This window comes from Streptomyces shaanxiensis, assembly GCF_039537145.1.
In the GTDB taxonomy this organism is placed as follows: Bacteria; Actinomycetota; Actinomycetes; order Streptomycetales; family Streptomycetaceae; genus Streptomyces; species Streptomyces shaanxiensis.
Genome location: NZ_BAAAZY010000012.1, coordinates 141,476 through 162,157, shown reverse-complemented (window position 1 = coordinate 162,157; position 20,682 = coordinate 141,476). Strand labels below are relative to the sequence as shown.

At 70.4% G+C, this 20,682-nt stretch carries 18 protein-coding genes and 1 riboswitch; of the genes, 10 read left to right on the top strand and 8 right to left on the bottom strand.

The features are described 5' to 3' along the window. Positions 1 to 19 precede the first annotated feature (19 nt). The 4 genes from ABD932_RS23745 (at position 20) to ABD932_RS23730 (ending at position 3,791) form a co-directional block, all read left to right on the top strand. Complete coding sequence (locus ABD932_RS23745) at positions 20 to 874, top strand: SDR family oxidoreductase (RefSeq protein WP_345015560.1); 855 nt, start codon at positions 20 to 22, stop codon at positions 872 to 874. 157 nt (positions 875 to 1,031) lie between these two features. Then, on the top strand, positions 1,032 to 1,985 hold the full coding sequence (gene rarD, locus ABD932_RS23740; protein ID WP_345015559.1) for an EamA family transporter RarD: 954 nt from the start codon (positions 1,032 to 1,034) through the stop codon (positions 1,983 to 1,985). Positions 1,986 to 2,143: 158 nt separating this feature from the next. Next, positions 2,144 to 2,629: a VOC family protein gene (locus tag ABD932_RS23735; protein WP_345015558.1), complete on the top strand. Its 486-nt coding sequence runs from the start codon at positions 2,144 to 2,146 to the stop codon at positions 2,627 to 2,629. 211 nt (positions 2,630 to 2,840) lie between these two features. Then, the gene (locus ABD932_RS23730) at positions 2,841 to 3,791 is read left to right on the top strand and encodes a M28 family metallopeptidase (protein ID WP_345015557.1); all 951 of its coding nucleotides are present in this window, start codon (positions 2,841 to 2,843) and stop codon (positions 3,789 to 3,791) included. 92 nt (positions 3,792 to 3,883) lie between these two features. On the opposite strand, the gene ABD932_RS23725 is transcribed toward ABD932_RS23730, so the two are convergent. Then, positions 3,884 to 5,221, bottom strand: coding sequence for a tetratricopeptide repeat protein (locus tag ABD932_RS23725; protein WP_345015556.1), 1,338 nt, complete (start codon positions 5,219 to 5,221; stop codon positions 3,884 to 3,886). Between the two features lie 314 nt (positions 5,222 to 5,535). Between ABD932_RS23725 and ABD932_RS23720 the strand changes: the two genes are divergently transcribed. The 3 genes from ABD932_RS23720 (at position 5,536) to ABD932_RS23710 (ending at position 8,211) form a co-directional block, all read left to right on the top strand. After that, the gene (locus ABD932_RS23720) at positions 5,536 to 6,057 is read left to right on the top strand and encodes a DUF6668 family protein (protein ID WP_345015555.1); all 522 of its coding nucleotides are present in this window, start codon (positions 5,536 to 5,538) and stop codon (positions 6,055 to 6,057) included. Positions 6,058 to 6,128: 71 nt separating this feature from the next. Beyond that, a complete protein-coding gene (locus ABD932_RS23715) occupies positions 6,129 to 7,541 on the top strand; it encodes an amidase (protein ID WP_345015554.1) in 1,413 nt (470 codons plus the stop codon). 85 nt (positions 7,542 to 7,626) lie between these two features. Continuing rightward, complete coding sequence (locus ABD932_RS23710; protein WP_345015553.1) at positions 7,627 to 8,211, top strand: flavodoxin family protein; 585 nt, start codon at positions 7,627 to 7,629, stop codon at positions 8,209 to 8,211. A gap of 107 nt (positions 8,212 to 8,318) precedes the next feature. On the opposite strand, the gene ABD932_RS23705 is transcribed toward ABD932_RS23710, so the two are convergent. The 5 genes from ABD932_RS23705 to ABD932_RS23685 form a co-directional block, all read right to left on the bottom strand. Next, the gene (locus ABD932_RS23705) at positions 8,319 to 9,206 is read right to left on the bottom strand and encodes an ABC transporter permease (RefSeq protein WP_345016365.1); all 888 of its coding nucleotides are present in this window, start codon (positions 9,204 to 9,206) and stop codon (positions 8,319 to 8,321) included. A gap of 46 nt (positions 9,207 to 9,252) precedes the next feature. Beyond that, a complete protein-coding gene (locus ABD932_RS23700; protein ID WP_345015552.1) occupies positions 9,253 to 10,299 on the bottom strand; it encodes an ABC transporter ATP-binding protein in 1,047 nt (348 codons plus the stop codon). A gap of 52 nt (positions 10,300 to 10,351) precedes the next feature. Next, positions 10,352 to 11,623 carry a LolA family protein gene (locus ABD932_RS23695; protein WP_345015551.1) on the bottom strand — a complete coding sequence of 424 codons (1,272 nt, stop codon included), beginning with the start codon at positions 11,621 to 11,623 and terminating at the stop codon, positions 10,352 to 10,354. Positions 11,624 to 11,907: 284 nt separating this feature from the next. Then, complete coding sequence (locus ABD932_RS23690; RefSeq protein WP_345015550.1) at positions 11,908 to 12,918, bottom strand: CHRD domain-containing protein; 1,011 nt, start codon at positions 12,916 to 12,918, stop codon at positions 11,908 to 11,910. 256 nt (positions 12,919 to 13,174) lie between these two features. After that, positions 13,175 to 14,185 (bottom strand): polyprenyl synthetase family protein, encoded by a 1,011-nt coding sequence (locus tag ABD932_RS23685; RefSeq protein ID WP_345015549.1) that lies wholly within the window; start codon positions 14,183 to 14,185, stop codon positions 13,175 to 13,177. A 207-nt stretch (positions 14,186 to 14,392) separates the two neighbouring features. Here ABD932_RS23685 and ABD932_RS23680 point away from each other — a divergent pair, with 207 nt between their 5' ends. From ABD932_RS23680 to ABD932_RS23670, 3 genes are all read left to right on the top strand, one after another. After that, entirely contained in the window at positions 14,393 to 15,895 is a 1,503-nt protein-coding gene (locus tag ABD932_RS23680; RefSeq protein ID WP_345015548.1) for a peptide MFS transporter, read from the top strand. A gap of 19 nt (positions 15,896 to 15,914) precedes the next feature. Beyond that, complete coding sequence (locus ABD932_RS23675) at positions 15,915 to 17,912, top strand: CocE/NonD family hydrolase (RefSeq protein ID WP_345015547.1); 1,998 nt, start codon at positions 15,915 to 15,917, stop codon at positions 17,910 to 17,912. Positions 17,913 to 18,227: 315 nt separating this feature from the next. Then, a riboswitch (cyclic di-AMP (ydaO/yuaA leader) is annotated at positions 18,228 to 18,366 on the top strand. Between the two features lie 5 nt (positions 18,367 to 18,371). Beyond that, on the top strand, positions 18,372 to 19,112 hold the full coding sequence (locus tag ABD932_RS23670) for a transglycosylase SLT domain-containing protein (RefSeq protein ID WP_345015546.1): 741 nt from the start codon (positions 18,372 to 18,374) through the stop codon (positions 19,110 to 19,112). 31 nt (positions 19,113 to 19,143) lie between these two features. Here the strand turns inward: ABD932_RS23670 and ABD932_RS23665 are convergent, their stop codons facing one another. Together ABD932_RS23665 and ABD932_RS23660 are read right to left on the bottom strand one after the other, a co-directional pair. Further along, positions 19,144 to 19,974 carry an HAD family hydrolase gene (locus ABD932_RS23665; RefSeq protein WP_345015545.1) on the bottom strand — a complete coding sequence of 277 codons (831 nt, stop codon included), beginning with the start codon at positions 19,972 to 19,974 and terminating at the stop codon, positions 19,144 to 19,146. 168 nt (positions 19,975 to 20,142) lie between these two features. Next, the gene (locus ABD932_RS23660; RefSeq protein WP_345015544.1) at positions 20,143 to 20,604 is read right to left on the bottom strand and encodes a carboxymuconolactone decarboxylase family protein; all 462 of its coding nucleotides are present in this window, start codon (positions 20,602 to 20,604) and stop codon (positions 20,143 to 20,145) included. Between the last annotated feature and the right edge of the window lie 78 nt (positions 20,605 to 20,682).

Sequence of the window (20,682 nt, the reverse complement as noted above, 5' to 3'; positions counted from 1 at the left end):
CCCACAAGGAGTTCTGATCATGAGCATCGTCGTCACCGGAGCCACCGGACACCTGGGCCGCCACGTCGTGGAGCAGCTGCTGGAGAAGGTTCCGGCCGACCAGGTCACCGCCGTCGTCCGCTCCCCCGAGAAGGCCGCCGACTTCGCCGAGCGCGGCGTGAAGATCGCCGTCGCCGACTACAACACCCCCGAGACCTTCGACGGACTCTTCGCGGCCGGCGACAAGGTGCTGCTCATATCCGGCAACGAGTTCGACAAGGGCCGCGTCGGCCAGCACCAGATCGTCATCAACTCCGCCAAGGCCGCCGGCGTCGCCCTGCTCGCCTACACCAGCGCCCCCGGCAGCCTGACGGCCGCGCTCGCCGACGACCACCGGGGCACCGAGAAGGCGCTCGTGGAGTCCGGACTGCCGTACGCGCTGCTGCGCAACGGCTGGTACCACGAGAACTACACCGAGAACCTCGCCCCGGTCCTGCAGTACGACGCCGTCACCCACGCCGCCGGCGAGGGCCGCGTCTCCTCCGCCTCCCGCGCCGACTACGCGGCCGCCGCGGTCGCCGTACTGACCGGCGAGGGCCACGAGAACAAGACCTACGAGCTGGGCGGCGACACCTCCTGGAGCTTCGCCGAGTACGCCGCCGAGCTGAGCCGGCAGACCGGCAAGGAGATCGCCAACAACGCCGTTTCGGTCGAGGCCCTCGGCTCCATCCTGACCGGTGCCGGGCTGCCCGAGCCGCTCGCGGCGATCCTGGCCGGCGTGGACGCCTCCATCGAGAAGGGCGAGCTGGTCGTCGACAGCGGGGACCTGTCCCGCCTGGCCGGCCGTCCGACCACGCCCTTCATCGACGCGATCGCGGCCGCGGTCAAGGGCTGATCAGCGCCCTGACACGCGCGCCGAGCGCGCCTTGAGCGCCGCACCCCCGCATGTCATGACCGTATGGCGATACGGGCATGACATGCGGGGGCGTTCGGCGTTACCTTCGTGCAGGCCGTCGCATTCGCGCGGTCGGGTGAGTGCGCGAGGAGGGGCCGTGACGGGGAAGTCGCAGGGAGAGCGGCGCGTAGGACTGCTGAACGGCTTCGCGGCGTACGGGATGTGGGGGCTCGTTCCCCTCTTCTGGCCCCTGCTGAAGCCCGCCGGCGCGATCGAGATCCTCGCCCACCGGATGGCCTGGTCCCTCGTCTTCGTGGCGGTGGCCCTGGTCTTCGTACGGCGCTGGGCCTGGGCGGGTGAGCTGATACGGCAGCCTCGGCGGCTGGCCCTCATCGCCCTGGCCGCGGCTGTGATCACCGTCAACTGGGGCCTCTACATCTGGTCCGTGAACACGGGCCATGTCGTCGAGGCGTCGCTCGGGTACTTCATCAATCCGCTCGTCACCATCGCGATGGGCGTGCTGCTGCTGAACGAGCGGCTGCGGCCGGTGCAGTGGGCGGCCGTCGGTGTCGGCTTCGCGGCCGTGATCGTGCTGACCATCGGATACGGGCGGCCGCCGTGGATCTCCCTCGTCCTCGCCTTCTCCTTCGCCACGTACGGACTGGTGAAGAAGAAGGTCAACCTCGGCGGCGTCGAGTCGCTGGCCGCCGAGACCGCGATCCAGTTCCTGCCCGCCGTGGCGTATCTGGTGTGGCTGACGGCGCAAGGGGAGTCGACGTTCACGTCGCAGGGGCCCGGGCATGTGGCCCTGCTCGCGGCAACGGGTGTCGTCACCGCCCTGCCGCTCGTCTGCTTCGGCGCGGCCGCGATACGGGTGCCGCTGTCGACGCTGGGGCTGTTGCAGTACCTGGCGCCGGTCTTCCAGTTCCTGCTCGGTGTCCTGTACTTCCATGAGGCGATGCCGGCCGAGAGGTGGGCCGGGTTCGCGCTGGTGTGGCTGGCGTTGACGTTGCTGACGGCGGACGCGTGGCGCTCCGCGCGGAGGAGCAGGGTGGCCGAGCTCAGCGTGCCGAGGGTTGATCAGCCGAGGTCGGCTGCGGTGGACGCCTGACCTGGGGTGCCGCCCCCAGACCCCCGCTTCGGCCCCGAAAGGGCCTCGTCCTCAAACGCCGGACGGGCTGAAATGCTGGACCGGCGCCGAGAATTGCGGCGAGCCCGCCCGGCGATTCCCATTGCCCGCCCACTCCCCCACCCCCTATGAGTGGTCGCATGACACAGCCAACAGAGGCACCCCGAACCACTCCGGCCCCCCTCCACTGGAAGCTCGTCATCGACTGCGCCAACCCCCAGTCCCAGGCCGACTTCTGGGCCGCCGCGCTGCACTACGAGGTCGAGGACAACAACGCCCTCATCGAGCGGCTGCTGGAACTCGGCGCGGTGCCGCGGGAGGCCGTCGTAGAGTTCCACGCCCGGCTCGCCTTCCGGGACCTGGTGGCCGTACGGCATCCGGACGACCCGTACGACCCGGACAGCGGCACCGGGCTGGGGCGGCGGCTGCTGTTCCAGCGGGTGCCCGAGGCGAAGAGCGTGAAGAACCGGCTCCATCTCGATCTGCACGCCGCGGCCGGGGAGCGCGAGGGCGAGGTCGGGCGGCTGGAGGGGCTGGGGGCGAGTGTGCTGCGGCGGGTGAAGGAGCCGGGCGGGGAGTGGGTGGTGCTGGCGGATCCGGAGGGGAACGAGTTCTGCGTGCAGTGAGGGGACACGCAAGGACTTAGGGACAGGGGCTCAGGGATACGGGGACTCAAGGACACGGGGGCTCAGGGGCACGGGGACGCAGGGTTTTCCCTATTTCGAACTCCGAGTCCGAATAGCGCTCTTGACGGAGAGTCAGGCTCCCCCTGACCATCCAGGCACCCCATTCACTGAGGAATCCCTGTGATTCCCAAGGAATTCGGAGCCCCCCACCATGAAGCTCCCTGTCTCCTGGCGCGCGTCGGCGGCCGCCGCAGTCGCGACCGCCACGCTGCTGACCAGCGGATCCATAGCCGGCGCGGCGTCCAAGACCGATGTCGAAGCCGCCGCCGCACCGAACATCCCCGTGGCGAACGTGAAGGCCCATCTCACCCAGCTGCAGTCCATAGCCACCGCCAACGGCGGCAACCGCGCACACGGCCGCCCCGGCTACAAGGCCTCGCTCGACTACGTGAAGGCCAAGCTGGACGCCGCCGGGTACACCACCACCATCCAGCAGTTCACGTCCTCCGGCCGTACCGGCTACAACCTGATCGCCGACTGGCCCGGCGGCGACACCAACCAGGTCGTCATGGCCGGCTCGCACCTCGACAGCGTCTCCTCCGGCCCCGGCATCAACGACAACGGCTCCGGCTCGGCGGCCGTCCTGGAGACCGCGCTCGCCGTGTCACGGGCCGGCTACCAGCCCACCAAGCATCTGCGGTTCGCCTGGTGGGGCGCGGAGGAGCTGGGCCTCGTCGGCTCCCGCTACTACGTCAACAACCTCTCCTCCGCCAACCGCGCGAAGATCAGCGGCTATCTGAACTTCGACATGATCGGCTCGCCCAACCCCGGCTACTTCGTCTACGACGACGACCCCGCGATCGAGAAGACCTTCAAGGACTACTACGCCGGCCTCGGCGTCGCGACCGAGATCGAGACCGAGGGCGACGGCCGCTCCGACCACGCGCCGTTCAAGAGCGCGGGCGTGCCGGTGGGCGGACTGTTCACCGGGGCGAGCCGTACGAAGACGGCGGCGCAGGTGGCCAAGTGGGGCGGTACGTCGGGGCAGTCCTTCGACCGCTGCTACCACTCGTCCTGCGACACGACGTCCAACATCAACGACACCGCCCTCGACCGGAACAGCGACGCGGTCGCGTACGCGGTGTGGGAGCTGTCGGAGTGACGTAGTGACGTACTGATCAGCGTGACCTGCCGGCCCGCGTGACCTGCAGGTCCGCACGTCCTGCTGATCCGCACGTCCTGCTGATCGGCGAGTCAACTCCTGGGCGGTTCGGCCGACTTGGCGGCACGAGCAGCGAGGCGGTCCATGCGAGCGCGGGCCGACTCCAACTCCTCGATGTCCTCAGCGGCCGGACCGCCCTCGGCTGTGAGCTCGGTCCACAGACCGAGCAGTTCCCGGCCCAGGTCGAGCCCCAATGCGGGGTCCCGTACGGCCCGCCAGGCCGTGGCCGCGCCGTGGAGGCTGCCGTACGCCGCCTCCGCGTCCCGGGTGCGGTGGTGGGTCCGGGACACGTCGAGGGAGAGACGGAAGGCTTGCACCGGGTCGCCCGTCAAGTAGGCGATGTAGGCGGCGAGTTCACGCATCCGCAGCACCTCGGCATGCTCCAGCCCCAGCACCGCGGACGCCTCCGCCACGGCCCGCTCCGCGAACTCCGCCGCCTCCGTGGTCCGCCCGTCCCGCACGGCCTCGTTGATCCGGGCCACCTGCTCGGCGAAGGGGGAGGCGTCGGCGGTGGTGGCGGGCTGCCCGTCCCCGAGAACGGCTTCGGCCACGGCGTCGAAGCCTCGGGGTGGGGTGAATTCGGGGTCGGGGTCCGAGACCCGGATCGGGTCGGGGGTGGGGGTGGGGGTTGCAGTGGGGGCGGGCGGGGACGCCGGGGCGGGGGTGAGGTGGGTTACGGGTTCGCCCGCGCCGTCCGGCGCCTGATCGGCCCTGGGCAGGCCGGGAATCGGCATGCCGGCTTGCGGTGCGTCGGCCGGGGCCGGGGCCCCTTGCGGTACGTCGGTCTGCGGTACGTCCGTCGGCAGCGGCCTCGCGTCCATCAGCGGCGGTGGGCCGAACTCCCCCAGCGGCGGTGCGACCGTGCCGGGCACCGCGTCCTGCACGGGCCCGGGCAGGGGGCGCAGCCGGAACGTGGGTGAGGCGTCCTCGGGCGGGCCCTGCAGGGGTCGTAGAACATGCGTGGGCTTGTCCCTATACGGCGCCGCGCCCGGAGTGGGCTGAACCGGCGACGCGGGCTGGACGGGTGACGCGGGCGGCTCCGTCGGCGGAGCCGTCCGTACCGGCTCCGCCGTGAACTGGCTGGAGCCGTCCGCGTCCACCCGCAGTGGGACGACGTAGCCGATGCGCTCGTCGTGGACCGTGGCGTGCACGGGGTGACCGGCGGCGAGGGCGATGCGCTGGAGGTGGGTCAGGACCGCGTGCTGGATCTCCTCGCCGGGGGCCGCGGTGACGGGTACACCGCCGATCGACGCGCCGCCCGCGCCCGGACCGGCGGCGGGGACGTGGACGTCGATCGGCGCGACCACGGGGGCCGCCGAGGCCGCGGCGCGCTTCTGTTCCCGCTTCTTCGCGCGGCTGAGTCGAGACATCGCTTTCCTCACTCGCATGCGCCGGGGAGTTCGCGGACGGCGTGCCAGGGATTCCATGGTGTTCCCTCGCGTTTCCATGGTGCGCCCTCACTCCAGTCCGCTTCACCGCCCCGGCGGCACGATCCGGCCGTATCGGCCGAACCCGTACTCCGGACACGTCGTACACGTCATACACGTACTGTCGAGTCTCTCCGGACACGCGCGGCGCCGGCGTCACCGTGGCGTCACAGACTCGTTCCAGGAGCTTGTGCCACGTCACAGCGTTCTCATGCCTGGCGCGAAGATCAGTGGCGTGACGAGGGAGGAGTGCGGGCATGCGGACTGACATGCACGTGCAACAGGGGCAACCGGAACGCGGCCCGGAGATCTGGATCCGCGGGCCGGTGGCCCTCCCGGACGAACCACCGCCTTCCCCCGCCGCCGGCACACCACGGCGTTTCTCCTGGGTCGGCACACACGGTGGGGCGGGTGTCTCCACGCTCGCCACGGTCTACGGCGGCCACGACTGCGGGCGCGACTGGCCCGGACCCGCCGATCCTCCGTCGGTACTGCTCGTCGCCCGCACCCATGCGACCGGTCTGGCCGCCGCCCTGAACACCCTTGAGGTCTTCCGGCGCGGAGAGGCTCCGCGCGGGCTCGATCTCGATGCCGTGGTCCTGGTCGCGGATGCGCCGGGACGGCTTCCGCGGCCACTCGCCGAGCGCGTCAAGGTGATCGAGGCGGTCGTCGACGTGTACCGGGTGCCCTGGGTGCCGGCATGGCGGCTCGGCGATCCGAGCGGGAAGCCGCCTCGGGAGGCGGCGGCACTGGCGCGGCTGACGGGGCGGTCTCGCTGAGGTTGGCCAGACGGGTCGGTCGGGGCCCGACGGCGGGTGCGGGGTGCCGTCACTGAACGGAGAATCACCCCATGACGACCACGCCCGACGACAGCCCCGAGGTGGACAGCAACCCCAAACCCAACCCCGACCCTGGCCTGGTCCCCGGCTCCAGCCCTGGCCCCGGCCCCGGCCCTGACTCTGGCCTTGATCCGGACCGCCCGCCCGCCCCGCCCGCCCTGTCGGCCGAGCAGATCGCCTCCGGCGTACGCTCGCGCACCCTCCGTGCCGTCGACGTCGTCGCGGCGGCCCTCGAACGGATCCGGCGTGCCGATCCCGTCCTGTGCGCCTTCATCGAGGTGTGGGGCGAGGAGGCACTCGAGCGGGCCGGCGAGGTCGACGCGCGGGTCGGCGGGGGTGAGGGTGCGCTGCTGCCGTTGGCCGGTGTGCCGATCGGGGTCAAGGGGCGACACGGGCTGCGCACCGCGGGCCCGCTGCTCGCGGCGGGGTGCGTGGCGGTGGGGGCGACGTCCGTTCCGGGGCCGGGAACTCCTTGGCAGACCTGGGGACTTGGCCGGTACGGCCGTACGGTCAACCCATGGCGGCACGACCGTACGCCGGGCGGTTCCTCCGCCGGTTCGGCGGCGGCGGTGGCGGCAGGGCTGGTACCGCTCGCGACCGGGAGCGACGGGGCCGGGTCGGTACGGATCCCGGCGGCGTGGTGCGGGGTCGTCGGGCTGAAGGTGACCAACGGGCGGTTGCCGTCCACGGACCGCACGGGCCTCATGACACCGGGGGTACTGGCGCGGTGCGTGGGGGACGTGGCGGCGTACTGGGGTGCCATGTCCGCGGTGTACCGGGGAACTGCGCGGGCGGGCGGGCCGGACGGCACTATCGGGTCGGTCGGCGGCATCGGGCCGAGCGGCGGCATCGACTCGGACGGCAACATCGGGCCGTACGGCTACGGTCGGCCGGACAACGACGCCAGGCCACCCGGCACATACGACCCCCCAACCGCTGTCTGGTCCCCCGACCTCGGCTTCGACTCCCCCGACCCTGCCATCGTCACCGTCGCCCACTCCGCAGCCGTACGGCTTGCCGAGTCGGGCGCGCTACGGCTCACGCACCCAGACACGCCCCTCCGCCTCGACGACCCGGCCCCCGCCTGGCTCGCGCTCCGCACCCCGGGCGCCGACCCCGCCCCCGCGCGCCGCATCCGGGCCGCGAACGACGGTCGCCTGGACGCCCTCTTCGCCGGCGCGGAGCTGCTGCTGACCCCGACCGCGCCCACCTCACCGCACGGCCACGAGGGCCCGGGCGAGCGTTACTCCACGGCGCTGACCTGGGCGTTCAATCTGAGCGGGCATCCGGCGATCAGCATTCCCGCGGGATTCGACCCCGACGGCTGCCCGGTCGGGCTCCAGCTGGTGGCGGCGCGTGGAGCGGAATCACTGCTGCTCAGAGTGGCGGGGGCGGCCGAGAGGCATATCGGGCTGGACATCTAAATGCGTACGCATATAATGCAGGGGCGATTAATTGTCGTACGCCGACCATCCGGCCCATCGTCGTGGCCGACCGTTTGGGGGACCCATGACCCGCCGTTTCCTGTTCGTCCTCGGCAGCAGCCGCTCTGACGGCAACACCGAACTGCTGGCCCGCAGGGCCGCCGAGCAGTTGCCCGAGGGTGTCGAGCAGCAGTGGATCGACCTGGCCGCGCATCGGTTGCCGGACTTCGAGGACCTGCGGCACGACAGCGACCACGTGCGCCCGACGGAGGGGAACGTGGCGCTGCTGCTCGACGCGACCCTCGCCGCGACGGACGTCGTGATCGCCTCCCCGCTGTACTGGTACTCGGTGTCCGCCCACGTCAAGCGCTACCTCGACTACTGGTCGGGCTGGCTGCGCACCCCCGGCCTCGACTTCAAGGCGACCATGGCGGGGCGCACCCTGTGGGGCGTCACCGCGCTCGCGCACGATGAGCAGGAGGTCGCCGACCCGCTGGTCGGCACGCTCAGCAACTCCGCCGCGTACATGGGGATGCGCTTCGGCGGAGTCCTGCTCGGCAACGGCAGCAAGCCGGGCGACGTACTCCGCGACACGGAGGCCCTTGCCCAGGCGAAGACCTTCTTCGCGCGCGAGGCCCCGCTCGCCCGCTTCCCGTACGAGAAGGAATGACTCCTGCGCGGTGACGGACGCGGCGGCTCCCGCGCGGTGGCGGACGCAGTCGCTCGTACGCGGTGACGGGCACCGTCACTCCTACGCGGTGACGGGCACAGTCGCTCCTAAGCCGTGACGTCCTTCGCCATGAACCGCGCCCATGCCGCCGAACCGAACACCGCCGCGTACAGGGCCTGGATACCGAGGTTCTTGAGCAGGTCGTCCCAGTACACGGGCTCGCGCATGAGGTCGGCGAAGGACAGCCAGTAGTGGGAGAAGAAGTACGGGTGTATCGCGTGGAGCTGGGGTATCTGGTCGAGGATCTGGACCGTGATCAGCAGGCCGACCGTCGTCGCCATCGCCGCGATGCCGCTGTTGGTCAGCGTCGAGACGAACAGCCCGAGTGCCGCCACGCCCATGAGTGACACGGCGACGACCAAGGCGATCAGCAGGGCTCTGCCCAGCCCCTCCGCGAAACTGATCCGGGTGCCCGAGATGGTCGTCAGGTCACCGAGCGGGAAGAGCAGCGCCCCGACCGTGAGCGCCGAGACCGCGACCACCAGGGTGGCCACCAGGCAGAAGGCCATCGTGGTCGCGTACTTGGTGAGCAGCAGCCGGGTGCGGCCGGCGGGAGCGACGAGGAGATAACGGAGGGTCCCCGCGTTCGCCTCGCCCGCTATCGCGTCACCCGCGATCACGCCGATCGCCATCGGCAGGAAGAACGGGAGTGTCGCGGCCAGAGCGGTGAAGACCAGGAACAGGCCGTTGTTGGTGATCTGGGAGATGAACGCCGGGCCGCCACCGCCCTGCGGGCCACCGCCTCCCGCCGACGAACCGTCGCCGGTCTCGATCTTCACGGCGATCCCGACCAGGATCGGCACGGCGGCCAGGACCCCGAGCAGCGCGAGCGTGCGCCAGCGCCGGAAGGTGGTGATCAGCTCGCTGCGGAGGAGACCGAAGGTCCACAACGGACTGGGTTTTCGGGCCCCTTGGGGCTCGCTGCCCTGCCGCATCCTCTCGCCACCCGGTCGCGTCCCCTCCCCGCCCTGCTGGACGACCTCAGCCCGCGACATCGAATCCCTCCCCCGTGAGCGCCACGAACGCGTCCTCCAGGGAGGCCCGTTCGACCCCGAACCCGCGGACGCGCACGCCCGCGGTCACCAACGCCGCGTTGACGTCGGCGAGATCCCGATCCGGAGGTTCGGCGGTCACCCGGTCCTCGGTGATGACGACGTCGGCGGCGCCCTGCTCCTTCAGCACCCGGGCGGCGTCCCCGGTGTCGGGTGTGGCCACGAACAGCCGGCCGCGCGTCCCCGCCGCCAGTTCCGCCACCGCGCCCTGGGTGATCAATCGGCCCTGCGCCATCACCGCCGCGTGCGTGCACACCTGCTCGATCTCGTCGAGGAGGTGGGAGGAGAGGAAGACGGTCGTGCCGTCGGATGCCAGCTCCCTGATCAGGGCACGGATCTCGCGCATGCCCTGCGGATCGAGGCCATTGGTCGGCTCGTCGAGGACGAGAAGCCTGCGCGGCTGGAGGAGCGCGGCCGCGAGACCCAGCCGCTGCTTCATGCCGAGCGAGTACGCCTTGGCCTTCTTGCCCGCGGCGGCCGTCAGGCCCACCCGGTCCAGCGCGGCCGCGACGCGGGTGCGCCGGGTGCGCGGATCGGCGGTCGGGTCGGCGGCGTCGTAGCGGATGAGGTTGTCGCGGCCGGAGAGGAAGCCGTACAGGGCGGGTCCCTCGATGAGCGCGCCGACGTGCGGCAGTACGGCGCGCGCGGCCCGGGGCATGGGTTGCCCGAGCACGCGCGCGGTACCGGAGGTGGGCTCGATGAGGCCCATCAGCATGCGGATGGTGGTGGTCTTGCCCGAGCCGTTGGGCCCGAGGAAGCCGAAGACGCTGCCCGCCGGGACGGTCAGATCGAGACCGTCCACGGCGAGCTGCCCGCCGCGGTAGCGCTTGGTGAGCGCACGGGTGACGATCACCGTGCCGACGTCGCCGACCTGGCCGGCCGGGGCCACCTGCTCGGCCTGGACCACCTGCTCGGCCCTGTCTGCCCGGTCGGCCTGATCGACCTCGTCGCCCTCCGCGGCGGGCAGTTCCTCCATAGGCTCCTCAGGCTCCTCGACTAGTGGTGCGGGTGCGGCGGTCGGTGACGGGTCACTTCGCCGACTCGGCCGCCTTCACGAGCGCGTCCTTGTCGACCGCGCCCACGTAGACCTTGCCGTCGTCCGTGATCAGGGCGTTGATCAGGCGGGTCTTGAAGACCGTGCCCGAGCCGAACTTGCCGGTGACCTTGTCGCCCAGCGAGTCGAGGAAGCCGCCCATGTCGCCGCCGACCTCGGCGCCGGAGGGAACGCCCTCGCCGCCGGTGTCGAAGACCGCCACGGAGTTCCAGCCCTCGCCGATGACCTCGGGGCCGCCCTCGGGCGCCTTGCCCCGCTCGCCCTCGGACTTCGGGCCGCCGAACTCCTTCTCGAACTCCTTGCGAAGCTCGTCCTCGGACTTCGCGGCGCCGTGCTCCGAAGCCGCGCCGTCCAGCTCGCCCTCCTCGGTGACCTTCGCGCCCTTCGGCGGGGTGAAGTCGAAGGTGGAGGCGGCCGGCTTGGCGAAGTCGACCTGGGTGAAGCCCGCGTCGATCACGGCCGCGCCGCCGCTCGACGGGGTCAGCGTGAACTTCAGCGGCATGCCGGTCTTGGCGTCCACGGCCACGGTGATCGCGCCGACCGTGGTCCCGGACTGCTTCGGCTTGATGAGCAGCCGGTACGCGTCCCGGCCCGCGACCTGTGCGGTGCCGTCGACGGTGACGGACGTGGTGTCGTCGACCGCCTTGAGCGCTTCCTCGGTGAGGTCCTTGGGAGTGGCCGGTACCTCTTCGGTCCTGCCCTTGCCCTTCTCGCCCTGGGGCTCCTCGGCGGTGCCGTGGAACACCTCGTTCGACTTGCTGTCGTAGCCCCAGATGTCCTTGCCGTTGTGGATGAGGCTGTACTCGGCGGCGTTCTCCAGCAGGGAGAGCTTCTGCCGGTCCGGGCCGTCGGCGGCGACGCGCAGCGTGTGCGTGCCGGACGCGAGCTCGGTGAGCTTGGCCGTGGGATCGGCGGACGACCCGTCACCCGACCCCATGGCGCCGGAGGTGAGGCTCGACTCCAGGCCGCCGAGGTCCGGCAGGCCCAGATCGGTGGTGATCTTGAAGGTGCCGGACAGCTGCTGCACGTCCGACTGGGCGATCTTCTCGATGAGTTGCTGCGCGGTGATCTCCGGCAGGTCCGGGTCGCCGGAGTCGGCGATCGCCGGGACGAGCCCGATGGTCGCCGCCGCGACTCCTACGACCGTGACCGGGACGACGTACCGCGCGGCCTTGCGCCGTCGCGCCGCGCGCAGGTCGTCGCCGTCCCCGGCGGTCGTACTGTCGTCGGATGCGTACGGTGCCATGTGTGCCCTACCTCCGTGGTCGGCGGCGGCCGTCCGTCTCGTTTCCTCGCCCGCGGTCTCTCGACCCCGCACTCGTCCACCCCTGTGCCGCCATTCTCACCCGAATCGGTGAGGAGTGGTGATTTCCGTGGTTTCCATCTGACCAAATCCGCCAAGGAGATTCGTCAGCCTTCGGAGCCAACTCCGCGTACACCTGCGGTATGACACATGGAGGCGGCGCCTCCCCCGACCCGTAAGGGTTGGCGGGGAAGACGCCGCTGTACGTCGCAGTGCTGCCGTGCGGATCAGCCGTTGATGAACACGTAGTCGGCCTGGTACGGCACGCCGACGATGGCGCCGGGCGTGCAGGAGCCGGCCGGGGCGACGCCGCCGACGGTGTTCAGCCGCAGGATCTCGGCGGTGTCGGCGAGAAGGCCGTGGTGCTTGCCGGACTGAGTGGCCTTCAGGTCGAGCTCGGGGATGTTCGTGTCGCCGTTCGGGGTCTTGGAGATGACGGACCCCGTCACCGCGCTGCCGTCCCGCGCGATCCACTGCGGGGTACCGGAGTTGGGCGCGACGAAGGAGTGGTCGATACGACCGCCGAGTACGGCGCTGACGTCGCGCTGGGCGAAGGCGTACCCGCCGCCCTCGGCCGGCTTGCACTCGTAGATCTGCTTGCCCTTGATGACGGACGCCTGGAAGTTGTCGAGCGCGTCGCGGAAGTCGAACTTGGCGACGGTGACCTTGTGGAGCTGGCCGCGGACGGCGCCGCCCGGGAACTCGGCGGTGTGGAGGTTGGCGTAGAACGAACTCGGGTCGGTCTTGAGGGCGTTGAGGAGGGCGGCGTCCTTCACGGTGACGGTCCCCGTGACGCTGTGCCCCTTGCTCTTGTCGAGGAGGCCGCCGAAGTCGACCTTGATGCCACCGTTGGCGCCCTTGGCGCCCTGGTGGATGTGGAGGGCGGTCGGCTTGCCGGTGCCGCGCCAGGTGACGGCGACGGACACCTTGTCGCCCTTGACCTTCACGAACTGCAGGGCGGCACCGTCCTTGTCACCGACGGCGGGTCCCCCCGGGACGGGCACCTCGTTCGCGCCGCGAAGACTGGCGGCGAGGACGGTGCCCCCGGTCCCGCCACCGGCGGTCCCGCTCTGGCTCACGATCCCCTGCGCGTCGCCGCCGGCATGGCCCGTGTGGTCAGCACGGTCACCTCCGGCGGCGAAGGCGGGAATCACCGCGGCGGCGACACCACCGGCGGCGGCCACCGCGACAGCGGTGACGATCAGGCTCTTACGGCGCTTCGAGAACGTCGCGTTCATGCCCATGATTCTTTTTTCTCCCCGTAATGCGGCTGACGCCCCCTGCGTCAGCTTCTGGGCATTCATACGGAGGCGATCTTAGTTTGGACTCAGTCCAGCTTTGTGACGTGCATCACGCAATTCAGCCCGTCCGGCGTTTGAGTGACGAGGCCCTTTCGGGGCCGAAGCGGGGTCTGGGGGCTGCAGCCCCCAGGGACGGGACGAGTACGGACGGACGAGTAGGGGCGGGATGAGTAGGGGCGGCGGAGGCGAAACCCTAACCGGCCCGATGCACCACTGCGTCGCACAACTCCATCAACGCAGCCTTGGCATCAAGATCCGGCAACGGAGCAAGCGCAGCCCGCGCATCCTCCGCATAGCGAACCGTGTCCCGCCGAGCCTGCTCCAGCGCCGGATGCACCCGCAGCGCGGCCAACGCCTCCGCATGCCGCGCATCGTCACTCAGATCGGAGTCCAGCAGCTCGCACAGCGCGATGTCCTCCGCCAGCCCCAACCGCTCGGCCCGCTCCCGCAACCGCAGCACCGGCAGCGTGGGGATCCCCTCCCGGAGATCCGTCCCCGGCGTCTTCCCGGACTCGTGGGAGTCGCTCGCGATGTCCAGCACGTCATCCGCCAGCTGGAAGGCGACCCCCAGCCGCTCCCCGTACTGGGTCAGCACATCGACCATCGTCTCGTCGGCGCCCGACATCATCGCGCCGAAGCGGCACGACACCGCCACCAGCGACCCGGTCTTCCCGCTCAGCACATCCAGGTAGTGCTCAACAGGGTCCCGCCCGTCCTGCGGCCCCGCCGTCTCCAGGATCTGCCCGGTCACCAGCCGCTCGAACGCCTCGGCCTGCACGCGCACCGCCTCGGGCCCGAGGTCGGCGAGGATGTGCGAGGCCCGCGCGAACAGAAAGTCACCGGTCAGTACGGCGACCGAGTTCCCCCAGCGGGTGTTCGCGCTCTCGACGCCCCGCCGCACGGCCGCCTCGTCCATCACGTCGTCGTGGTACAGCGTCGCCAGATGGGTCAGCTCCACCACCACGGCCGACGGCACGACACCCGGCGCATACGGGTCCCCGAACTGGGCAGCGAGCATCACAAGCAACGGCCGGAACCGCTTTCCACCCGCTCGCACCAGATGCTGGGCGGCCTCGGTGATGAAGGGGACCTCACTCTTGGTGGCTTCGAGCAATCCCTCCTCGACAGCCGCCAATCCGGCCTGGACATCGGCTTCCAGAGCCTGGTCCCGCACGCTCAGCCCGAACGGCCCGACGACGGTCACGAGGGGTCTCCTGTCTGCTGGTGTCTACTGGCGGTTACACGGTTTGTCGATAGGTCGCTGCCATCACTCAAGTCAGCGTATCCGGTCACGTTTCGATCACCGATGCCGCCCACCCGTCCACCACGGGCGGTATCGGATCACGACCGGTATGTTTTTGATCACCTGATAAGGCCGGATATCTATCGACCTATAGGGAAGTAGCGGCCCGTGTCCCGAACCGACGTCGAGATCGAGCCCGACAGCGGGCCACCGCCCCGCGACGACCACGCCTTCTTCGGCCAGCCCAGAGGCCTGCTCACCCTTTCCGGCCTCGAGGTGTGGGAACGCTTCTCGTTCCTCGGCATGCAGGCCATCCTCGTGCTGTACTTCGCCGACGCGGTCTCGTCCGGCGGTATGGGCATGTCGGCCGGCACCGCCGCGTCCGTCTCCGCCGCCTACGGCACCCTCGTCTACCTGGTCTCCGTCGCCGGCGGCTGGCTCGCCGACCGCATCCTCGGCTCGTACCGCGCAGTCCTGTGGGGCGGCATCCTGATCGCCTGCGGCCACTACGCCATGGCGGTGCCGACGGCCGGCATGACCTGGGTGGGCCTCGGCCTGATCAGCGCGGGCACGGGACTGCTCAAGCCGAACGTGGCCACCATGGTCGGCAAGCTCTACCGCACCGACGACGATCGCCGGGACGCCGGCTTCGCGCTCTACTACATGGCGATCAACATCGGCGCCTTCGCGGGCCCGCTGATCACCGGCTGGCTCGGCGACCACAAGGGCTGGCACTGGGGTTTCTCGGCGGCCGCGATCGGCATGACGTTCGGCCTGGTCCAGTACGTCGCAGGCCGTCGGCACCTGGCCGGACGGAAGCACACCGCCGAATTCGCGCTGGCCCCCGACCCCATGCGCCGGGCGATCCGGCTGATCGTCGCGGGCCTCGTCGTCGCCGCAGCGGTCGCCGTCCTCCTCGCCGCCGCCGGCTGGCTCACCATGGACCGCTTCGTCGACCTGCTCACCCTCGTCTCGGTGATCGCCCCGGTCGTCTACTTCGCGGTGATGTTCGCCAGCCCGCGGGTGACCCCCGAGGAACGCGGCCGCCTCCGCCCGTACATCGTCCTCTTCCTCGCCTCGACGGTCTTCAACTTCATCCTCTTCCAGGCGTACTCGACGATGATGCTGCTGGCCTCGACGAACGCCGAGACGGCGATCCTCGGCTTCGACTTCCCGGCCGGCTGGTACGCCTCCGCCCTCGGCGCCTTCGAGGTCGCCCTCGCCCCCGTCGTCGCCGCGCTGTGGGTCCGTATGGGGCACCGCCAGCCGCACGCATCCAACAAGATCGCCATCGGGGTCGTCCTCGGTGGCCTGTCCTTCCTGCTGATGGCGCTGCCGACCTCGGGACACTCCTCCGACGGCTACCTCATGTCCGTCTGGTGGATCGTGGGTTCGTACCTGCTGCTCGGCCTCGGCGACGTCCTTCTGGAGACATCCGGCATGTCGGCCACGACCAAGCTCGCCCCGGCCGCCTTCGCCAGCCAGACGATGTCCCTCTGGTTCCTCTCCCTCGCCCTCGCCAACGGCATCCAGGCCCAGACGGTGAAGCTCTACGACGACGTCTCCAAGCCCGCCTACTTCGGCGTCAACGGCGCGATCGCGGTGGCCGCCGGGCTGGCCGTCATGGCCGCGGGGCCCTGGCTGCGCCGCACGATGCACCCGGTGCACTGACCTGACGGGGGACCCGCTCATGCACATCCGTACGTCCTTCCCCTACGAGACGACTCACGAGGACCTCTGGATCCCGCTCCCGGACGGAACCTTGCTGTACGCGCGCGTGTGGCGCCCGCTGACCGACGAGCCCGTACCGGCACTCCTGGAATACCTGCCGTACCGCCTTTCCGACTGGACCGCACCCCGCGACCACCAGCGCCACCCCTGGTACGCCGGCCACGGCTACGCCTCCGTGCGCGTGGACATCCGCGGGCACGGCAACAGCGCGGGCACGCCCACGGACGAGTACTCGGCGACGGAACTGGCCGACGGCGTCGAGGTCGTCAACTGGCTGGCGGCCCAACCCTGGTGCAACGGCAGGGTCGGCATGTTCGGCATCTCCTGGGGCGGCTTCAACTCCCTCCAGATCGCGGCCCTCGCGCCCGAGCCGCTCAAAGCGATCGTCACGGTCTGCTCCACGGACGATCGCTATGACAACGACGTGCACTACCTGGGAGGTTCCGTCCTCGCGGTAGACATGCACGCCTGGGCGGCGACGATGCTCGCCTTCGTCTCCCGGCCGCCGGACCCGCGGTACGTCGGCGAGGCGTGGCGCGGCATGTGGCTGGAGCGGCTGGAGTCCGTGGCCCCGTTCATCCACACCTGGCTGAACCACCAGACCCGCGACGACTACTGGCGCCACGGCAGCGTCTGCGAGGACTACGGCGCGATCGACGCCGCCGTCCTGGCGGTGGGCGGCTGGCACGACCCGTACCGCGACACGGTCCTGCGCCTCGTCGAGCACCTGCCCGCCGACCGCGTCCGCGGCCTGATCGGCCCCTGGTCCCACCAGTACCCCGACCGCGGCCTGCCCCCGGGCCCGGCGATCGGCTTCCTCCAGGAGACGCTGCGCTGGTGGGACCACTGGCTGAAGGGCGAGGACACCGGCGTCATGTCCGATCCCCTGCTGCGCGCGTACGTCAGCGACTCGCACCGTCCGGCCACGGTGTACGCCGAGCTGCCCGGCCGCTGGGTCGGCGAGCCGGCCTGGCCCTCTCCCCACGTGCGCGGCATGACGTACGCCTTCCAGGGCGCCCCCGTCCTGGTCCGCTCCCCCATGCACACCGGCCTCGACGCCGGCCGCTTCTTCCCCTTCGGCAACGACGCCGACCTGCCGCCCGACCAGCGCGAGGAGGACGGGCGATCGGCGTGCTTCGAGTTCGAAGTGGGTGAGGAGAGCTGGGTGTTGGGGCGGCCGAAGGTGCGGCTGCGGCTGACGTCGGAGGTGCCGCGCGGGCAGGTCGTCGCCCGGCTCTGCGACGTGGCGCCCGACGGCTCCTCGACGCTGGTCACCCGGGGCGTGCTGAACCTGTCGGCGCGCCACGGCCCAAGCCGTACGGTGCCGTGGGAGCCCGGTGCCACCGAGGACGTGACCTTCGAGCTGAACGGCATCGGCCATGTCTTCCCGCCCGGCCACCGCATCCGCCTCGCCGTCTCCTCCGCGTACTGGCCGTGGATCTGGCCCCAGCCCGACTCGTCGGCGGGCTTCACCCTGGAACCGGCGGGGAGCTCCCTGGAACTTCCGGTACGCGCGCGTGCGTTGGACGAGGCAGCGATCGTCTTCGAGGAACCGGAGCAGGCGGAGCCGCTCGGCGTGAACACCCCCATCACGCTGGACGAGCCGCGCCCCGAGCGGCTCGTCGTACGGGACGTTGCCAAGGGTGAGTGGCGCCTGGAGGTCGACCCCCGATACGGCGGCACGCGCGTGTACCCCGACGGTCTGGAGTTCACCGAGGACGCGCTGGAGACGTACACGATCAACGAGTCGGATCCCCTCTCGGCCCGCACCCGCTCGGACTGGTCGATCCGCCTGCACCGCCCGGAGCTCGCCTGGGAGGCGACGGTGCGCACGCGCTCGGAGATCAGCTGCGACGGGAAGGACTTCGTCACCTCCGACGAGGTGATCTGCATGGAGGGCCAAGAGGTACTTTTCCACCGGACATGGGAGAAACGGACTCCACGGACAGCCGGTTAAGCGCGAGTTGGAGCCATTGCCCGATTTGCCGCTCTTGTGGATGTCAGTGAGTTGAGTCACGCGGACGGTGTCACCCGCCCGACCCGGCGCCCCGCGTCCCTCCTTGCGCCAAGCGCAAGTTGAGGATTGGCAACCGCAAAGGATCAAGCGCCCCATACACACCAGACCATGGTCAACCGGCACGACGGGGGCCAGGGCACTTGTTCCGGGCATGTGCTCTCGCATACGTTCCCGCTCGTCGGGCGGACGCCTAATCCTGCCGCCGCCCGAGTCACCCACCCACGCACTCACACACGCACGGCAGGAGCGGGGGACCCAGGTAAGTCGCCGCACCGGACGCCTTGATGGCGCACCGGCGCGGCTCGGGGTGAAGTCGCGCAGCCACACGACGGCGCGACCGGGCACCTCCCCGCCCGAACCCGACAGCTCACCTCGCAGGCGTCGGAGAGGAACAGCGCCATGGCCCGAGGCAAGCACCGCCGCCCCCGCACCAACCCGCTCACCCGCAACGTCGTCGTCGCCGGAACCGGCACCGTCGCCCTCGCCCTCCCGCTCCTGAGCGCGACGACGGCGAGCGCCGCCGAGCCGGCCCAGGCCTCCGCCCCGGCGAAGGTCGGGTCGGTCACGTACACCACGAAGAAGGGCGACTCGCTCTACGGCATCGCGGACCGGTACGACGCCCAGGGCGGCTGGCGGCAGCTCTACAAGGACAACCGCAAGGCCATCGGCGACAACCCTCGGCTGATCCACCCGGGCCTCGACCTGAAGGTCCGGGCGACGAAGAAGGCGAGCACGGCGAGCAACACGGCCGACAAGGCGTCCGCGCCCGCCAAGAAGTCCTCCGTCGCCCAGGCCACCCAGGCCTCCGTGAAGAACTACCCGAACAACCTCGACGGCTGGATCCGCAATGCGCTGGACATCATGGCGCAAAACGGAATTCCCGGATCGTACGAGGGCATTCACCGCAACATCCTGCGCGAGTCGTCCGGCAACCCGTCGGCCATCAACAACTGGGACTCCAACGCCGCCGCGGGCACCCCGTCCAAGGGCCTCCTGCAGGTCATCGACCCGACCTTCGCCACGTACCACGTGCCGGGGACGGTGTACGACCCCTTCGACCCGGTCGCGAACATCGTGGCCGCGTGCAACTACGCGGCCGCGCGGTACGGCTCGATCGACAACGTGAACGGCCCTTACTAGACAAAAGGCATCATTGGCCGAGGAACGATTCCTACGGGATGAATTCGGCCAAGATGCCCGTGAACAGTCTCTCGAGGACGACGGCGATGCCGTCGTCCTCGTTCGACAGGGTGATCTCGTCGGCGACCGCCTTGAGTTCGGGGTGCGCGTTGGCCATCGCGACCCCGCGGGCGGCCCAGTCGAACATGGGGATGTCGTTGGGCATGTCCCCGAAGGCGATGGTCTCGTGCGCTCCCAGGCCCAGATGCTCCGCCGCGAGCGCGAGACCGGTCGCCTTGGTGATGCCGCATGGCTGGAGTTCGACGGTCCCGGGCCCCGACATCGTGACCGTGGCGAGGGAGCCGACCACCGACCGCGCCGTCGCCGCCAACTCGTCGTCCGAGAGGCTGGGATGGCGCAGCAGCACCTTGCTGATCGGCTCACACCACAGGTCGTCGCGATGCTGGACGCGTACGGCGGGCAGGGTCGGGTGGGGCATCAGATACCCGGGCTCGATGAGCGTGAGGCCGTCGACGCCGTCCTGGTCGACGGCCGCGTACACCTGCCCCACCTCCGCCTCGATCTTGCCGAGCGCGGTCTCCGCCAACTCCCGGTCCAGGGTGACCGACCACAGCAGGCGGTCCGCGCCGGCGTCGTACAACTGCGCGCCCTGTCCGCACACCGCGAGCCCCGTGCTGCCCAGGGTGTCGAGGAGCGGCCGCACTCTGGGCGCCGGCCGTCCCGTCACGACGAGGTGCTGCGCACCGGCCGCCGCCACCAGCGCGAGCGCGTCGATGGACCGGTCCGAGAGCGTGTCGTCGCCTCGGAGCAGCGTCCCGTCCAGGTCAGTGGCGATGAGTGAATATGCGATAGGTGCGGCCATGATCAGAGAATACGGACAGGAGGCCTCATCGACTCGACGCGAACCGGACGGCTGCTGTGTTCACATGTGTTGACACCTGTTCCGGTTGCGGTTGCGGTTCCGCTTCTGCCTCCGGTCCTTTCCCTTGTTCCGCCTCCGGATGACAACTGCCTTCCGCTTGTGGCGATTTCACCCCCACGTGGTGCCCGCGGGCTCCTTGATGGTGGTGTTGACGCGGTTGAACATGTTGGTGACGGCGATGGTGAGGATCAGCGCCGACAGCTCCTTCTCGTCGAAGTGGTCGGCGACTTCGTCCCACAGCGCGTCCGGCACCGACTCGTGCGAACGGTCCGCGAGCCTCGTCATCGCCTCGGTCAGCTGCAGCGCGGCGCGCTCGGCGTCGGTGAACCAGGGCGCGTCGCGCCAGGCGGAGACGGCGTCGATCCGCTCGTCGCTCGCCCCCGCCTTGCGCAGATTGGCCGTGTGGCCGTGCACACAGGCGCCGCACCCGTTGATCTGGCTGGCGCGCAGCCCGACGATCTCGGCCAGCTCCTGGGACAGGCCACTCTCGCCGATCGCCTGGAACAGGGTGCCGATCCCCTTCATCGCGCCGGAGAGGACGTACGCCGGGTTGGTCATCCGTGCCTGCATGGTTCCCGCCTCCTGGGTGAGTGTTTCCGTCTTCACTGCACTGACGAAGCGGGGGAGGCAGGTGTGACCGACCTGCCG

Bases quoted from the DNA above. Each gene is read 5' to 3' on its own strand.
- ABD932_RS23735 (WP_345015558.1), top strand. From the start codon at position 2,144: ATGACACAGCCAACAGAGGCACCCCGAACCACTCCGGCCCCCCTCCAC.
- ABD932_RS23675 (WP_345015547.1), top strand. From the start codon at position 15,915: ATGCACATCCGTACGTCCTTCCCCTACGAGACGACTCACGAGGACCTC.
- ABD932_RS23660 (WP_345015544.1), bottom strand. From the start codon at position 20,604: ATGCAGGCACGGATGACCAACCCGGCGTACGTCCTCTCCGGCGCGATG.
- ABD932_RS23690 (WP_345015550.1), bottom strand. From the start codon at position 12,918: ATGAACGCGACGTTCTCGAAGCGCCGTAAGAGCCTGATCGTCACCGCT.
- ABD932_RS23670 (WP_345015546.1), top strand. From the start codon at position 18,372: ATGGCCCGAGGCAAGCACCGCCGCCCCCGCACCAACCCGCTCACCCGC.
- ABD932_RS23695 (WP_345015551.1), bottom strand. From the start codon at position 11,623: ATGGCACCGTACGCATCCGACGACAGTACGACCGCCGGGGACGGCGAC.
- ABD932_RS23730 (WP_345015557.1), top strand. From the start codon at position 2,841: ATGAAGCTCCCTGTCTCCTGGCGCGCGTCGGCGGCCGCCGCAGTCGCG.
- ABD932_RS23700 (WP_345015552.1), bottom strand. From the start codon at position 10,299: ATGGAGGAACTGCCCGCCGCGGAGGGCGACGAGGTCGATCAGGCCGAC.
- ABD932_RS23745 (WP_345015560.1), top strand. From the start codon at position 20: ATGAGCATCGTCGTCACCGGAGCCACCGGACACCTGGGCCGCCACGTC.
- ABD932_RS23725 (WP_345015556.1), bottom strand. From the start codon at position 5,221: ATGTCTCGACTCAGCCGCGCGAAGAAGCGGGAACAGAAGCGCGCCGCG.
- ABD932_RS23705 (WP_345016365.1), bottom strand. From the start codon at position 9,206: ATGCGGCAGGGCAGCGAGCCCCAAGGGGCCCGAAAACCCAGTCCGTTG.
- ABD932_RS23720 (WP_345015555.1), top strand. From the start codon at position 5,536: ATGCGGACTGACATGCACGTGCAACAGGGGCAACCGGAACGCGGCCCG.
- ABD932_RS23710 (WP_345015553.1), top strand. From the start codon at position 7,627: ATGACCCGCCGTTTCCTGTTCGTCCTCGGCAGCAGCCGCTCTGACGGC.
- ABD932_RS23715 (WP_345015554.1), top strand. From the start codon at position 6,129: ATGACGACCACGCCCGACGACAGCCCCGAGGTGGACAGCAACCCCAAA.
- ABD932_RS23665 (WP_345015545.1), bottom strand. From the start codon at position 19,974: ATGGCCGCACCTATCGCATATTCACTCATCGCCACTGACCTGGACGGG.